The 15,425-nt window shown below is 69.5% G+C and carries 14 protein-coding genes; 7 read left to right on the forward strand and 7 right to left on the reverse strand.

The window, feature by feature from the left end:
• Positions 1 to 38 precede the first annotated feature (38 nt).
• Together ID574_RS20210 and ID574_RS20215 are read left to right on the forward strand one after the other, a co-directional pair.
• On the forward strand, positions 39 to 578 hold the full coding sequence (locus ID574_RS20210) for a DUF4956 domain-containing protein (RefSeq protein WP_188190869.1): 540 nt from the start codon (positions 39 to 41) through the stop codon (positions 576 to 578).
• Positions 575 to 1,393 carry a polyphosphate polymerase domain-containing protein gene (locus tag ID574_RS20215; RefSeq protein ID WP_188190487.1) on the forward strand — a complete coding sequence of 273 codons (819 nt, stop codon included), beginning with the start codon at positions 575 to 577 and terminating at the stop codon, positions 1,391 to 1,393. Before ID574_RS20210 ends, ID574_RS20215 begins: the two co-directional genes overlap by 4 nt.
• A gap of 5 nt (positions 1,394 to 1,398) precedes the next feature.
• Here the strand turns inward: ID574_RS20215 and ID574_RS20220 are convergent, their stop codons facing one another.
• Together ID574_RS20220 and ID574_RS20225 are read right to left on the reverse strand one after the other, a co-directional pair.
• Positions 1,399 to 2,367, reverse strand: a complete 969-nt coding sequence (locus ID574_RS20220; protein WP_188190488.1) for an NAD(P)-dependent alcohol dehydrogenase — start codon at positions 2,365 to 2,367, stop codon at positions 1,399 to 1,401.
• A 124-nt stretch (positions 2,368 to 2,491) separates the two neighbouring features.
• Positions 2,492 to 3,724 (reverse strand): acyl-CoA dehydrogenase family protein, encoded by a 1,233-nt coding sequence (locus ID574_RS20225; RefSeq protein WP_188190489.1) that lies wholly within the window; start codon positions 3,722 to 3,724, stop codon positions 2,492 to 2,494.
• Positions 3,725 to 4,035: 311 nt separating this feature from the next.
• Here ID574_RS20225 and ID574_RS20230 point away from each other — a divergent pair, with 311 nt between their 5' ends.
• Entirely contained in the window at positions 4,036 to 5,088 is a 1,053-nt protein-coding gene (locus ID574_RS20230) for a 3-deoxy-7-phosphoheptulonate synthase (RefSeq protein ID WP_188190490.1), read from the forward strand.
• 39 nt (positions 5,089 to 5,127) lie between these two features.
• Here ID574_RS20230 and ID574_RS20235 read toward each other — a convergent pair whose 3' ends face one another.
• From ID574_RS20235 to ID574_RS20255, 5 genes are read right to left on the reverse strand one after another with little or no spacing between them, the layout of a single operon-like run.
• On the reverse strand, positions 5,128 to 6,126 hold the full coding sequence (locus ID574_RS20235; RefSeq protein WP_188190491.1) for an acyltransferase family protein: 999 nt from the start codon (positions 6,124 to 6,126) through the stop codon (positions 5,128 to 5,130).
• A gap of 49 nt (positions 6,127 to 6,175) precedes the next feature.
• Complete coding sequence (locus ID574_RS62395) at positions 6,176 to 8,083, reverse strand: DUF6807 family protein (protein ID WP_336245527.1); 1,908 nt, start codon at positions 8,081 to 8,083, stop codon at positions 6,176 to 6,178.
• Positions 8,083 to 9,135: a mandelate racemase/muconate lactonizing enzyme family protein gene (locus ID574_RS20245; RefSeq protein WP_188190493.1), complete on the reverse strand. Its 1,053-nt coding sequence runs from the start codon at positions 9,133 to 9,135 to the stop codon at positions 8,083 to 8,085. Before ID574_RS20245 ends, ID574_RS62395 begins: the two co-directional genes overlap by 1 nt.
• Positions 9,132 to 10,004 carry a 5-dehydro-4-deoxyglucarate dehydratase gene (locus tag ID574_RS20250; protein WP_188190494.1) on the reverse strand — a complete coding sequence of 291 codons (873 nt, stop codon included), beginning with the start codon at positions 10,002 to 10,004 and terminating at the stop codon, positions 9,132 to 9,134. Before ID574_RS20250 ends, ID574_RS20245 begins: the two co-directional genes overlap by 4 nt.
• Positions 10,004 to 10,891, reverse strand: a complete 888-nt coding sequence (locus tag ID574_RS20255; protein ID WP_188190495.1) for an NAD-dependent epimerase/dehydratase family protein — start codon at positions 10,889 to 10,891, stop codon at positions 10,004 to 10,006. Before ID574_RS20255 ends, ID574_RS20250 begins: the two co-directional genes overlap by 1 nt.
• A 192-nt stretch (positions 10,892 to 11,083) precedes the next feature.
• On the opposite strand from ID574_RS20255, the gene ID574_RS20260 reads away from it, so the two are divergent.
• The 4 genes from ID574_RS20260 to ID574_RS20275 all read left to right on the forward strand — a co-directional run bounded on the left by ID574_RS20260 (position 11,084) and on the right by ID574_RS20275 (position 15,379).
• Positions 11,084 to 12,037 carry a LacI family DNA-binding transcriptional regulator gene (locus ID574_RS20260; protein ID WP_188190496.1) on the forward strand — a complete coding sequence of 318 codons (954 nt, stop codon included), beginning with the start codon at positions 11,084 to 11,086 and terminating at the stop codon, positions 12,035 to 12,037.
• 196 nt (positions 12,038 to 12,233) lie between these two features.
• A complete protein-coding gene (locus ID574_RS20265) occupies positions 12,234 to 13,196 on the forward strand; it encodes a carbohydrate ABC transporter permease (RefSeq protein WP_188190497.1) in 963 nt (320 codons plus the stop codon).
• Positions 13,180 to 14,046, forward strand: coding sequence for a carbohydrate ABC transporter permease (locus tag ID574_RS20270; protein WP_188190498.1), 867 nt, complete (start codon positions 13,180 to 13,182; stop codon positions 14,044 to 14,046). Before ID574_RS20265 ends, ID574_RS20270 begins: the two co-directional genes overlap by 17 nt.
• Positions 14,047 to 14,089: 43 nt before the next feature.
• A complete protein-coding gene (locus ID574_RS20275) occupies positions 14,090 to 15,379 on the forward strand; it encodes an extracellular solute-binding protein (RefSeq protein WP_188190499.1) in 1,290 nt (429 codons plus the stop codon).
• The last annotated feature ends 46 nt before the right edge of the window (positions 15,380 to 15,425 follow it).

Below are 15,425 nucleotides of genomic sequence, written 5' to 3' on the forward strand. Positions count from 1 at the left end.
GGACAACGGAGGGAGCGCTTGTGGTTACGGGACTGGCGATGGACCTCGTGGCGATCGTCGTGCTGGCCTACGGCCTCTACTATCGGCGGCACCACCGGCGGGATCTGCTGTTCGCGTACATCGCGCTGAACGTGGGGATCTTCGCGGTGGTGTCGCTGCTGCTCGTTCAGCGGGTCGACATCGCCGTCGGGTTCGGATTGTTCGGGCTTCTGTCGATCATCCGGCTGCGGTCCAGTGAGATCACCCAGCAGGAGATCGCCTACTACTTCGTCGCGATCGTGCTGGGGCTGGTCAACGGCATCGCGGCCGCCTTCCCGCTGACCGCGCTCGCGCTGAACGCGGTGCTGCTGGCGGTGATGTACGCCGCCGACCACCCCGGGCTCCTCGGCCGCACCCGGCAGCAGGTCGTGACGCTGGACGTGGTGCACGCGGACCCCGAGCTGCTGAAAGTGGACCTGGAGAGCCGGCTGCGGGCGCGGGTGAAGCAGTGCGTGGTCACGCAGGTCGACTACGTGCGTGACGTGACCGTGGTGGACGTGCGCTACGTGGTGCCGGACGTGAGGGAGAAGGTGCGATGACCGTCGTGACAACGGACGCGGACGTGGTCCTCGCCGGCGTCGCCGCAGGCAAGGCGCCCATCGGGCTGGAGGACGTGCCGGAGCTGATGAGCCGGATGGACTCCAAGTACATCGTGACCGCCGCCACCATGGCGCAGCTCGCCGCCGAGCTGGGGGACCGGTTCGCGGTGCTGCGGATCGGAGGGCGGAGGCAGTTCCGCTACACCTCCACCTATTTCGACACGCCGGACCTGCTGACCTTCCGGCAGCACCGCCAGGACCGGCGGCGCCGGTTCAAGCTCCGCACCCGGACCTATCTGGACGGCGGCGGCCGGTGGCTGGAGCTCAAGCTCAACGGGGCGCGGGGCAGCACGGACAAACACCGCATCCCGTACGACGACGCGCCCGCGCACACCCTGACCAGGGCGGCGATGGACTTCGTGAACGACCTGCTGCTCACGGAGCTGCGTCTCCCCGTGCCGGACACGCTGGGGCCGGTGCTGTCGACCGACTACAAGCGGGTGACGCTCGTCGACCGGACGGGGATGGCCCGGCTCACCTGCGACACCGGCCTGTTCTTCCGCGACGCCGACCGCGTGGCGCCCGCCCGGCGGGACCTGGTGCTGCTGGAGTCGAAGTCCGCCGGAGGAAACGCGGTGGTGGACCGGGTGCTGCGCGGCATGGGGGTGCGGCCGGTGAGCGTGAGCAAGTATTGCCTCGCCGTCGCCGCCCTCCGCGACTGCTCTGCCAACCGCTGGCGCCCGGTGATGCGGCGCTACCTCTCGAGGAGCGGCCCCGCGGACTTCCCGGCGACTCGTCCCACACGGGCGGCATAGGGAGCTCACACGGTGACGACGATCTTGCCCCTGGCGTGGCCCGTTTCGAGGTGGCGCATCGCCTCGGCGGCCTCGGCCAGCGGGTACGTCCGGTCGATGACGGGGGTGATCTTTCCGTCCCGCAGCAGGTCGCGCAGGGCGGCGAGGCCGTCCTTGCTCGGGAGTGCCACGTACGAGGCCGCCCTCTGGGCGAGGTAGACGGACAGCAGTCGCGCCGCGATGATCCGTCTCATGGGGCCGAGCCAGCGACCGCCGTTGCCGGAATTGGAGATGTACACACCCCGCGGAGCGAGGGCGCGGCGGCAGGCCGCGAGCGGGTGGTTGCCGACGTTGTCGAGGATGACGTCGTAGCGCTGTGACCGGCGGGTGAAGTCCTCCTTGGTGTAGTCGACGACGTGGTCGGCGCCGATCGACCGGATCAGCTCCACGTTCCCGGTGCCGCACACACCGGTCACCTCGGCGCCCAGGACCTTGGCGATCTGCACCGCGAACGTGCCCACGCCGCCCGCCGCGCCGTTGACCAGCACCCGCCGGCCGGGCTGGATCCGGGCGGCGTCCCGCAGGCCGAGCAGGGCCGTGATCGCCGCCGTGGGAACGGCCGCCGCCTGCTCGAACGTCAGGTCGGCGGGCTTCTTCAGCACCGCCGCGTCGTGGCGGACGCCGACGTACTCGGCCAGTGTGCCCTCGGCGCAGCCGAACACCTCGTCCCCCGGTTGTAACGCCGTGACGTTCGCGCCCACCGCCTCGACCTCGCCAGCGAAGTCGGCGCCCAGCCCGTTGGCCTTGGGCCGGGACAGTCCGGCCATCGCGCGGAAGACGTACGGCATGCCGCGCATGTAATGCCGGTCACCGGCGTTGACGGCGGCCGCCCGCACGCGGACCAGCACGTCGTCGTCCCCGATCTCCGGCAGGCCGACGTCCTGGAGCGTGAGCACGCTGGGCGGGCCGTAGGCGTAGTAGCGGATCGCCTTCATGTGTCTCCTCTGCGTTTGGCATGTAATAAATCTCTGACAGGTGTTCACCGTAACATTCGGGTGCAGGCATGGAAAGGCCCCGGGCCACGAGGGCGTCGTTCCGGGGGCCGGAGGAAGGGCGGGGCTACAGGGGCAGGCCGCCGGTGGCGGCGCTGGTGGAGCCCGTGGCGCGGTAGGCGGCGATCGTGCGCTCGGCGATGCGCATCTGGTGGATCTCGTCGGCCCCGTCCGCGAAGCGGGCCCAGCGGGCGTGCTGGAACATGCTCGCCAGCGGCGTGTCCGTCGAGTAGCCGAGGGCCCCGTGCACCTGGATCGCGCGGTCGACGATGCGGTTGAGGCTGTTCGCCACGAAGTGCTTGGCCATCGACACCTCGGTGCGGAAGTCCTCACCTTTGTCGATCTTGGAGGCGGCGTGCAGCACCATCAGCTTGCACTGGTAGAGCTCCATGGCCGAGTCGGCGATCATCCACTGGATGCCCTGCTTCTCCGCCAGCGGCGAGCCGTGGCTGTAGCGGTTGAGCGCGCGGTCCACCATCATGTCCAGCGCCGTCTCCGCCTGCGAGATCCACCGCATGCAGTGGGCGAGCCGGGCCGGCCCCAGGCGGTGTTGGCCCAGGCGGTGGCCGTTGCCCCGCCCGCCCAGGATCTGGCTGTCGGCCACGCGCAGGTCCTCGATGACGATCTCGCTGTGGCCGGTCGAGCCGTGCATCGTCTCGACCTCGCGTACGTCGTTCCAGCCCGGGCTCGGCAGATCCACCAGGAACGCGGTGGTGGCGCCCCGCGAGCCCTCCGGCACGTCCTTCTCGGTGCGGGCGATGAGGATGGCGAAGTTGGCCCGGCGGGCGTTGGAGATGAACCATTTGTGGCCGTTGATGAGCCACTCGTCGCCGTCACGCACGGCCTCGGTGCGGATCAGGGTGGGGTCGCTGCCCGCCACCTCGGGCTCGGTCATCGCGAAGCAGGACATCTGGGTGCCCTCCAGCAGCGGGCGCAGGTATTTCTCCTTCTGCTCGTCCGTCGCCCAGTGCAGCAGCGTGTGCATGTTGCCCTCGTCGGGAGCCATGCAGTTGAGCACCCACGGGCCGACGCGGGTCTTGGCCGCCTCCGACTGCACCATGGCCAGCTCCACGTGGCCCAGCCCCATGCCGCCCCACTCCTTCGGCATGTGCGGCAGCCACAGGCCCTCGGCCTTGGCCTGGGAGCGGAGGCGGAAGAGGGTCCGCAGGTACGCCTCGCGGTCGCCCTCCCCGACCTCCGCGATCTCCTCCAGGGCCGGGACGACCGTGCCCTGAATGAAGGCGCGGACCCGCTTGCGGATCTCCTCGTGCTCGGGGGCGAGGGTGAAATCGATGGCCATGCCGACCGCCTCCAGCAGCTCTTACGGCAATGCCCCGATCATCCACCCGCACCGGCGATCCGGGAACCGCCTGGGGATCCGACTTGAGCCGCGGCGGTCTCGCTGATACCGTTCACCGCATGCTTTCGAACAGTCGATTTTCGCGCTATGTGCAGGCTCCGGGTGGGGCCGAGGGTCACATGCGCTGATCAACTGTTCATCCGGAGCCAAAGGCAGAGACATCCCGTCTCTGCCTTTCGTCATTCAGGCGGTCGGCTCCGGACCTCGGTGCGTGGGCCGAATCGCCACCGAGCGTAGAGAGCAGGCCCATCGTGACCACCACCAGAGATCTCCGCATCACCTCGTTCGAGGCCTTGACCGCGCCCGCGGAGCTTCGCCGGGACCTACCGCTGGGCGAGGACCGGGCGCAGTTCGTCGCCGCGAGCCGCCGTGCCGTACGCGACATTCTCGCCGGCGACGACGATCGCCTCCTGTTGATCATCGGACCGTGTTCCGTGCACGATCCGGAGGCGGCGCTCGACTACGCCCGCCGCCTCGCCGCCGCCACTCGCGACCTGGACGACGCGCTGTGCGTGGTCATGCGCGTCTACTTCGAGAAGCCGCGCACGACCATCGGCTGGAAGGGCCTGATCAACGACCCGGACATCGACGGCGGTCACGACGTACGGCGCGGCCTGCACCTCGCCCGCACCGTGCTCCTCGACGTGCTCGGCACAGGGCTGCCGGTCGGCTGCGAATTCCTGGAGCCCACCAGCCCCCAGTACATCGCCGACGCGGTCACGTGGGGCGCGATCGGCGCGCGCACGCCCGAGAGCCAGGTGCACCGCCAGCTGACCTCCGGCCTGTCCATGCCCGTCGGTTTCAAGAACGCCACGGACGGCGACGTGCAGGTGGCGATCGACGGCGTGCTCGCCTCCTCCCACCCGCAGGTCTTCTTCGGCATTGACGACGACGGGCGGGCCGCGGTGGTGAGCACGACGGGCAATCCGGACTGCCACGTGATTCTCCGCGGTGGCCGCGGTGGCCCCAACTACGACGAGGAGTCCGTCCGCGACGCCCTCACGCTGCTGCGCAAGGCCCAGCGGCCGGAGCGTTTGATCATTGACGCCAGCCACGGCAACAGCGGTAAGGACCATGTGCGTCAGGCGGCCGTGGTGCGGGAGCTGGCCGCGCGGATCGCCGCGGGCGAGGAGGGCATCGCGGGGCTGATGGTGGAGAGCTTCCTCGTTCCCGGACGGCAGGAGCCCGGCCCGCGCGAGGGCCTGACCTACGGGCAGAGCATCACCGACGCCTGCGTCGGCTGGGACGAGACGGAGCGGCTCCTCGGCGTCCTGGCGGAGGCCGTGCGCTCGCGGCGAGGGTAGGCCCACGCACGGTGGGCGACGGCCACCCGTCGCCCACCGTCAGGCGGGTCTGCGGAGCGGGGTGAAGGCCCAGGACATGCGGGGCTCGACCGCCCAGTGGAAGAGCGTGCGCACCGGCGGGGTGCACAGCAGGGTGGCGGCGACCAGGCCGAGCCCGATGGACAGCGGCAGGCCCAGGTCCCACCGCTCGGCGACCTTGACCACGAAGCCGTGGAGCAGGTAGGCGTACATGGTGGCCGCGGCCAGGCCGCTGAACCAGGTGCGCCGCGCCGGCGTCACCGCCAGGAACGCCGCCACCAGCGCTGCCCCCGCCACCAGCAGCCCCAGCCTGATCGCGGTGCCGGTGAGGTCGTCCACGCCGATCTCCGCGTTCGACAGCCGCCACCTGATCCACTCGGTCGGCACGGCGGCGTGCACGAGCAGCGCGGTCGCGAGGCCCAGCCCCAGCACGCAGAAGCCGGTCAGCCGCATGTACGGCCGACGCAGCAGCTGGAAGTGCTCCGGCTTGAGCATCAGACCCAGCACGTAGAAGGGCAGCAGGCCGAACGTCCGGTTCATGGACAGCTCGTCCGGCAGCTTGCTCATCCCGGTCAGCAGCGACAGCACGACCGCCACCAGCAGCGGCCACCTGAGCTGCTGCCACACCGGCGTGGACAGCCGCCACAGGAACAGCGACATCAGGAACCAGGTCAGGTAGTACGGCTCCAGCAGCGTCAGCTCGAACTTCCCGTACAGGACCAGCCGCGGCAGCGAGTACGCCAGCTCGAAGATCACATACGGCACCGCCAGCGTGGAGATCAGCTTGCGGGCCTTGCCCGCCCCGAACGTGAACTTCCGCGACAGGTAGCCGCTGAGCACGATGAACAGCGGCATGTGGAAGACGTACACGTAGAAGTAGAGCGCGTGCGGGAGGGGCGCGTCCCGATGGTCCTCGATGAGGTGACCGCACACGACGAGCAGGATGGCCAGGTATTTGGCGTTGTCGAAAAACGGATCCCTGGCGGTGACGGGCTCGGAGAGGACTGGTGCGGCGCTCACAGCATCCGCACCCTACCCATCCGTAGCGTAACCGCCAGGAAACCGCGGGTTAAACCTCGGCGGCCAACGCCGCCGCCTCCTCGTGGGTGAGCCGGCCGTCGGCCACGATCGTGACGACCCGCCTGGTCAGCGTGTCCTCGACGACCAGCGGCCGGTCCCAGGCGAGCGCCTGGCCCACACCCGGATACTCCTCGACCCGCACGAACCAGGGGTCGCCGTCGTCCTGGACGAACACCAGCGTCCAGTCCCGCCCGTCCGGATCCGTGCCGGACATGGCGATCCACCGGTCGCGACCGCCGTGCACGGCCTGCTCGTCACCGGGCAGGGTGGCCCTGGCGGTGGAGGTCCCCGGCGCGCGCCAGAAGAAGCCGCCGTAGCCCGCCCCCACGCGGCCCTTGGTCGCCGCGCTGTTGATCTCCACCGGCGCGCCGGTGAGGTTGGTGAGCGTGAACGTGAAGTCCAGCGCCCACGCCTCGCCCAGCGGCCGCGCGACGACCGTCCGCTCCTCCCGCGCCATGAGCTGCCGATCGGGGCCGATCCACTCCAGTTCCTCGGTGAAGCCGTCGTCGGCCAGCCGCGAGAAGGCCCGGTGCCGCTGGACACCGTGGTCGTCGAGCCAGGTGGGGCCCTGGTCCTTGACGTACGTCCGGCCGCCCCAGAAGTTCGCCCCGCCCAGGTCGGAGATCGCCACGCCGACGCCGAGGTGGTGCACGTGGTCCTCGGGCCGGACCTGGGTGACCTCGACGCCGCCCAGCGTCCGAACCCCGTGCAGGTACGGCCTGGGCGAGTCGGCGCGCGGCAGGTTCGGATCCAGCTCGTAGGAGGCCACTGACCGGCCCGCGACCAGCAGCTCCACGCGCGTCCACGGCGCGTCCAGCTCCGAGTAGAGCGCCAGCTCCTCGGCGCTGCGGGCCGTCAGGTCCACGATGCCCGGCAGGAACCGGTGGGTGACCGCGCCGGCCTCGTCCCGCTCCACGATCTGGTGGCGTTCGGGGATGGGCAGCGGCTCGGGGGCCAGCCGCACCGTGTTCAGCACCTGAGTGAACGCCTGCGTGGCGGAGAGCGGCACGAGCAGCTCGGCGCCCGTGCGGATGTGGTCGATGAGGTTCTCCAGCAGGTCGGTGCGCTCGTACACGGTCGTGGTGACCGAGCCGTCCGCGTGCTCGACCTTGAGGCGGTCCTGCGTGTACACGAGCGTGGCGCGGCCCTGGTCTCCGTGCACGACCAGGTACGGCTCGTTCCTGTCGGGCGCGCACAGCGACACCGCGATCGTGATCACACCGCCGCCCGTCAGACGGATCCGCACGCAGGACGTGTCGTCCGACTCGATGGGGTGGGCGTGGTAGAGCTCCGTCTCGATGTCCGCGATCGGCGAGTCGACCAGGGCGAGCGCGGTGGCCACGGCGTGCGCGAACGGGTTGGTCAGGGCGCCGTCCACCACGTCCACGCCGTTGAGGCGGCGCCTGCCCGACCAGGCGGAGCGGGTGAAGTAGGCCGACGGGCGCTCCCAGGCGCCGGCGCCGCCGATGCCGCGGATCCGCCCCAGCGCGCCGCTCGCGATCAGCTCACGCAGCGCCGGGACGGCCGCCGACCCCAGCGACTGGAACCCGACCTGGCAGGCCAGTCCGGTCTCCGCCACCGCCGCGGCGATCCGGTCGTGCTCGGCGAAGCTGGGCGCGGGCGGCTTCTCCAGCAGTACGTGCGAGCCCGCGCGCAGGGCGGTCACCGCGAGGTCGGCGTGCGTGTGGATCGGCGTGCAGATGATCGTGATCTCCGCGCCGGTCTTCTCGATCAGCGCGCCCAGGTCCGACGACTGCACGGGGGAGCCGAAGTCGACCTCCACCGGGCGCACGTCGCAGATCCCGGCCAGCTCGATCAGCCCCTCGTTGGCCAGCCTGCGCAGTTTGCCCAGGTGGTGCCGCCCGTGCCCGTGCGCTCCGGCGAGAACGACCTTCATCACTTCCACCTCAACCCGAGTCCGGCGTGCCCGCCCGCGCGCAGCACCCCATCGGAGATCTCCACCGGGTACGGCTCCGCCAGCAGCCCGAGCGCGGCGAACGAGGCGTCCTCCACGTCCTCGGCCATGACCGGCAGCGGCAGCGCCAGCGCCAGCTGCCCGGACACGTCGGGCAGCAGGTGCGGGTACACCGGCACGTCGTACGTCCTGGCCAGCTCCACGATCCGCAGGAACGGCGTGATGCCGCCGACCCGCACCACGTTCGGCTGCACCACGTCGCACGCCCCGGCCGCCAGCAGGTCGCGGAAGCCGTAGGTCGTGTAGACGTTCTCGCCCACCGCGACCGGCACGTCGATGGAGCGGCGCAGCTCCACGTGCGCGGCCACGTCGTCGGCGGGCAGCGGCTCCTCGATCCAGTGCAGGTCGAACTCCCGCAGCGCGGCGAGAGCCCGCCTTGCGCGGTGCAGGTCCCACCGTTGGTTGGCGTCGATCATCAGCAGCCGGTCGGGGCCGATGACCTCGCGGACCGCGGCCACCCGCGCCACGTCCTCGGCCAGGTCCGGACGGCCCACCTTGATCTTGACGCCCCGGTAGCCGGCCGCCACCCAGCGCCCAGCCTGCTCGACCAGCTCCTCCAGGGGGTAGTGCAGGTTGACGCCGCTGCCGTACACCGGGACCTCGTCGCGCCGCCGGCCCAGCACGTCGGCCAGGCCGAGGTCGCCGCAGCGCAGGTCCCACAGCGCCAGGTCGATCCCGGCCAGCGCGATCGTGGTGATCCCGCCGGGCCCGGCCTCCCGCGTGTGCCGCCACAGCCGGTCCCACACCGTCTCGGGGTGCGCGGGGAGCCCGATCAGCGCCTCCCGCAGGTCGTGGTCCAGCAGCGCCTTCACGGCGTGCGCGCCGATCTGCGGCGTCCACGAGAACCCGGTGCCGGTGCGCCCGTCCTTGAGCGTGACCTGGGTGACGATCACGTGATTGGCCGGCACGTCAGCGCCCCACGGCCGGGGCAGCGGGGCGGTGCGCAGTTCGGTACGCAGGTCGGCGACCGTCATGACGCCGCCAGCTCCAGCCCGGTCTTGATCAACGCCTCCAGCTCCTCCAGGTGCTCGCCGGTCACGTCCACCAGCGGCGGGCGGACCGCGCCCACGTCCAGGCCGCGCAGCCGTACCCCGGCCTTGACCAGGGAGACCGGGTAGCCGGGCACCTTGCCGCGCAGCCGGACGAGCGGGGCGTAGAACTCGGTGAGCAGCCGCTCGTCCCCCTTCAAGTACGCCAGTGCGATCTCCGGCGCGAACGCGAACACCGCGCTGGAGTACAGCTCAACGCCGATGCCCCGGTAAGCGGGCATGGTCAGCTCGGCCGTCGGCAGCCCGTTGAAGAACAGGAAGTCAGGGTACTGCTCCCGCACCGCCAGCACGGTCCGCTGCATCCGGTCGATGTCGCCCAGCCCGTCCTTGAGCCCGATCACGCCGGGGATCCCGGCCAGCTCCACCACGGTGTCCGGCTCCAGCACCACAGAGCCGCGCTGGTAGACGATCACGGGCAGCTCGGCGGCGACCGCCTCCACGTACGCACGGAAACCGCGCCCCGGCCCCTGCACCAGGTACGGCGGCATGAGCAGCAGGCCGTCCGCGCCCGCCTCCCTGGCGGCCCGCGCCTGGTTCAACGCCGCGCCGAGCGACCCGCCCGAGCCCGCGAACAACGGCACCCGCCCGGCCACGACCTCGGCCGCCACCCGCACCGCACGCTCGTGCTCGGCCTCCGACAGCGCGGAGAACTCGCCCGTGCCGCAGGCCACGAACACGCCCCCGGGACCGTGCTCCATGCCCTGCCGGATGTGCTCGGCCAGCACCTGCTCGGCCAGCCCGCCGTCGGCGTCGAAGGGCGTCACGGGGAAGAACAGCACACCGCTGAGATTCATCAGGATTCCTTGAGTTCGGTACGCCAGCTCCGCTTGGCTTGCCAGCCGAGCAGGCGCTCTGCCTTGGTGGTCGAGAAGGCGGGGGAGGTGCCCGTGAGCCCGGCCGCGAACGGCTCGGTGCCGGGCACGATCTGGGGGAGCAACTCGGCCAGCGGCTTCCTGGCCAGCGCGTCCGGCGCGCCGACGAAGAACACCTCGCCGTTCGGCAGTTCGGGCATCGCCTCGATCAGCACGGCGACCATGTCGGCGGCGTCCCGGGAGTCCACGTAGTTGAACAGCGACACCCCGCCCAGCTCGGGCCGGTCCAGCCGCTCGGTGACGGTGTGCCCGGACTGCGTGGGGGCGCCGGCCCACTCCTCCGGCGGGATGACGAAACACGGCCTGATCGCCGCCAGCTTCGTCGTGCCGGCCTCGGCGAACGCCTTCATCGTCTGCTCGGCCGCCACCTTGGACAGGTTGTACGCGTTCCACGGCCGGACCGGGTGGTCCTCGTCGATCGGCAGGTACTTCGGCGCCCAGCCGCCGGGCGCGCCGTAGCCCATCACCGTGGGACTGCTGGCGACCACCACGCTCTCCACGCCCAGGGCCACCGACGCCTCGCAGACGTTGAACGCCAGCTGCGTGTTGACCTTGAAGATCACCGACTCGGGCCGGCTGAACGGCGTGGCGATGGCGGCCAGGTGGATGACCGACTCGGGCCGGAACCTGGCGATGACCTCGAACGCCTCTCCCGTGTCCGTGAGGTCGGCCGGTAAGGTGGCGGCGGCCTCCGCCGGCGTGCCGGGCGCATTGTCCACGCCGATGACCTCGTGCCCGGCCGCCGCCAGCGTGGTGACCACGCTGCGGCCGAGGCGTCCTGCGCTTCCGGTGACGAGGACTCTGCTCACCGTGAGGGGCTCCTTCAAGACTGCAAACAGTTGCACTAAACCTTTGTGTCACCGGGGGCAGGGCGTCAAGAGGTGATTTCATTCCCCTAGCGCCACCTGGGCATTCCCGGTCGGTCTCGGTATGGAGTAGACCGGCAAGCGCTTTCACTGTAGCCGGGGGTGCTGCAAGCGGTTGCGTTAGGGTGTGCGATTGTGACAGTGACGATTCGTGATGTGGCCCGGGCGTCCGGCGTGCACGTCTCCACCGTGTCGCGGACGTTCTCCGCGCCCCACATGGTGAACGCCGCCACCCGCAGCAGGGTGCTGACGGTGGCCGAGGAGCTGGGATACCGCCCGAACCGGGCGGCCAGGGCGCTCACGACCGGGCGCACCCACAACCTCGGCCTGATCGTGGCCGACATCGCCAACCCGTTCTTCCCCCCGCTGATCAAGGCCGCGCACGCGGCCGCGCGGCAGCGGGACTACCACCTGTTCGTGGCCGACACCGACGAGGAGCCGGCCGCCGAGGAGGAGCTGATCCAGGCCTTCTCCAAGCAGGTGGACGGCGTGGTGCTGTGCAGCCCGCGCTCGTCCAACAAGGCGCTGGAACGGCTGGCGGAGCGGGTGCCGTTCGTGGTGATCAACCGGCGGCTGCGCGGCGCCGCCACGGTGCTGATGGACGTCGGGCACGGCGCCAGGCTGGCGGTCGAGCACCTGGCCGGGCTCGGGCACCGCCGCGTGGCGCTGGTGTCGGGGCCGGCCGGCTCGTGGACCAGCGCGGAGATCCGGGCGGCCGCCGAGCAGGTGGCCGGCGTCGAACTGGTGGTCATCGGCCCCAACGCGCCGACCGAGCGGGGCGGGTTCGGCGCCGCCGCGCGCGTGCGCGACTCGGGGGCGACCGGAGTGCTCGCCTACAACGATCTGGTCGCGATCGGGCTCATCGAGGGCCTGGCCGAACTCGGGCTGAGCGTGCCGGAGGACGTCAGCGTCGTCGGGATCGACGACATCGTTCCAGGTCGGTTGAGCCGCCCCAAGCTCACGACGGTCGCCATGCCCACGGCGGCCGCCGGGCGGCTGGCGGTGGACCTGCTCATCCAGGAGGTGACGGCCACCACCTCCCTGGAGACGCGCCTGGTCATCAGGGACTCCACCTCAGCGCCACGATAGCCCTGCTTCTGCAACCGGTTGTACTATCCGTTGAGCAAATTCGTCTGACTTCTCCAACGGTCGAGCTTGTCACCTGGGGAAACGCGCTGACGATATATCGGTAACGGCTATGTAACGCCTGCAAAGGGTTGACGTAACTTTCCTGACGGCTATAGGAAAGCGCTATCCATTCACATTTCGCCGGAAGGTCCGTGTGATGACAGACGTTTCGGTGGCGGTGAAGCCCCGGGCGGCGACGATCAAGCCCAAGGGCGGCGGTCACCGCTCCACACAACGCTCCCGCCGGGAGGCGCGGGCCGCCTACCTCTTCCTGGCGCCCTGGTTCATCGGCCTGCTCGTCATCACGGTCGGCCCGATCTTCGCCTCGCTCTACCTGTCCTTCACCGACTACAGCCTCCTGGAGGAGGCCAAGTGGGTCGGGTTCGACAACTACGTCACGATGTTCACCGAGGACCCGAGGTTCATCTCCTCGCTGAAGGTGACCACGATCTACGTGGTCGTCTCGGTCCCGATGCAGCTGGCCTTCGCGCTCGCGCTGGCGCTGGTGCTCGACCGGGGGCTACGTGGACTGTCGTTCTACCGCTCGATCTTCTATCTGCCCTCGCTGCTGGGCGGCAGCGTCGCGATCGCGATCCTTTGGCGGAAGGTCTTCGGCGCGGACGGCCTGGTCAACGCGGTGCTCGCGATCTTCGGAATCCAGGGCCCCGGCTGGGTGGGCGACCCGGACACCGCGCTCGGGACGCTGATCCTCCTGCACGTGTGGACGTTCGGCGCCCCTATGATCATCTTCCTGGCCGGGTTGCGGCAGATCCCGAGCAGCTACTACGAGGCGGCCGCGGTGGACGGCGCGGGGCCGCTGCGCCAGTTCAAGTCGATCACGCTGCCGCTGCTGACCCCGATCATCTTCTTCAACCTGGTGCTCGAGATCATCAAGTCGTTCCAGTCGTTCACGCAGGCGTTCATCGTCAGCAACGGCAAGGGCGGTCCGGCGGACTCGACCCTGTTCTACACGCTCTACCTCTACCTCGAGGGCTTCAAGAACTACGACATGGGCTACGCCGCGGCGATGGCGTGGGTCCTGCTCGTCATCATCGCCGCCCTGACCGGAGTGAACTTCCTCGCGTCTAAGTATTGGGTCTTCTATGGCGACACCAAGTAGGCCGGTCCCGGTGCTGTTCCGCCCGTTCAGGGGCGGGCCGGTGGTCAAGCACATCCTGCTGATCGGCTTCGGCCTGGTCATGCTCTATCCGCTGCTCTGGATGGTCTCCAGCTCCCTGAAGCCGGAGGAACTGATCTTCCGGGAGCCCGGACTGTGGCCGAGCCAGGTCACGCTGAACAACTACTCCGAGGGCTGGTACGCGCTGAAGCACCCCTTCGGCTACTACCTGTGGAACTCCGCGGTGGTCACGGCCCTGTCGGTGGTGGCGAACCTGGTGGCCTGCTCGCTGGCCGCCTACGCCTTCGCCCGGCTGAACTTCCCCATGAAGAAGTTCTGGTTCGCGATCATGCTGGGCACGATCATGCTGCCGCACCACGTGGTGATCGTCCCTCAATACATCATGTTCTCCGAACTCGACCTGATCAACACGATCTGGCCGCTGGTCATGCCGAAGATCCTGGCCACGGACGCGTTCTTCGTCTTCCTGATGGTGCAGTTCATTCGTACACTGCCGAGAGAGCTCGACGAAGCCGCCGAGATCGACGGAGCGGGCTATTGGCGCATCTTCATCAGGGTCGTCATGCCGCTCTGCATGCCGGCGCTGGCGACGACCGCGATCTTCACGTTCATCTGGACGTGGAACGACTTCCTCAGCCAGCTCCTTTACCTCAACAACCCGGACAACTTCACCGTCCCGGTCGCGCTGCGCACGTTCCTCGACGCCAGCAGCGATTCGTCGTGGGGACCCATGTTCGCCATGTCGATCGTCGCGCTGGGGCCGATCTTCGGGTTCTTCCTGGTCGGCCAGAAGTATCTGATCCGTGGTGTGGCCACCACGGGCCTGAAGTAGTTCCTCCACCCCCCAACAAGAAAACCCTCTAGGAGGTAGAGCCGTGAGCTCTGGCAAGAAGATGTGGTCGGCAGCGCTGCTGGCCACCGCTGTGCTGGCGGTCACCGCGGCCTGTGGCAGCGGCAGCGGCGGCGGCGGACAAAGCGCCGACGGCAAGATCAAGCTGCGCTTCTCCTACTGGGGCAGCGACGCGCGACAGAAGATGACCGAAGAGGCGATCAAGAAGTTCGAGGCCAAGAACCCGACCATCGACGTCGAGGGCGAGTTCTCCGACTGGGCCAGCTACTACGAGACGCTGGCCACGAAGGTCGCCGCCAACGACGCGCCCGACGTCATCACCATAGAGATCCGCGGCCTGCGCGAATACGCCGACCGCGGCACGCTGGCCGACCTGGCCAGCAAGGTCAACACCGCCGACATCGACTCCAAGGTGCTGGGCACCGGCGCCATCGACGGCAAGCAGTTCGCGATCCCCACCGGCGTCAACGCCTTCTCCCTGATGGTCAACCCCGGCCTGGTCGAGAGCAGCAAGGCGAAGCTGCCCGACGACACCAAGTGGACCTGGGACGACTACGTCAAACTGTCCTCCCAGATCACCGAGGGGAGCGGCGGCAAGGTCACCGGAACGCAGCTGAGCTGGAACCCCGCGTACCTCCAGATCTACGCCGCGCAGAAGGGCGAGCCCTTCTACAACGGCAACAAGCTCGGCATGTCCCCCCAGACCATCAAGGACTGGTGGGCCGTCATGCAGAACCTGATCAAGACCAAGGGCGCCCCCGACGCCGCCAAGAGCTCTGAGATCGGCGCGACCAGCATCGACCAGTCGCTGCTCGGCACCAACACCGGCGCGATGGGCATGTGGTGGAGCAACCAGCTCGGCGCGGCCTCGAAGGCGTCGGGTCAGGAGCTGGACCTGCTGCGCATGCCGAAGGTCGAGGGCGCCACGACCGGCGGCATGTTCCTGCAGCCGGCGATGTTCTACTCCGCCTCCTCCAAGACGGAGCACGCGGCCGAGGCGGCGAAGTTCATCGACTTCATGATCAACGACCCGGAGGCGGGCGCGATCATCCTGAGCGACCGCGGCCTGCCCGCCAGCTCCAAGGTGCTGGCGGCGGTCAAGGACAAGCTGCCGGACGCCGACAAGAAGACGCTGGAGTTCATCGACAAGGTCAAGAGCGAGCTGGCCGACCCGCCCCCCGCTCCGCCGAAGGGCTCCAGCGCCATGGAGGACATCCTCACGCGTTACTCCGAGGAGGTCATGTTCGGCCGCATGACCCCCGACGACGCGGTCCAGAAGTTCATCACCGAGGCCAACGCCTCGATCGCAGGCTAGCGATCGGGCCGACGATCCGCAGCGATGCAGTGGCACAGGACGCGCC

This window comes from Nonomuraea sp. SYSU D8015 (assembly GCF_008065375.1).
Lineage (GTDB): Bacteria > Actinomycetota > Actinomycetes > Streptosporangiales > Streptosporangiaceae > Nonomuraea.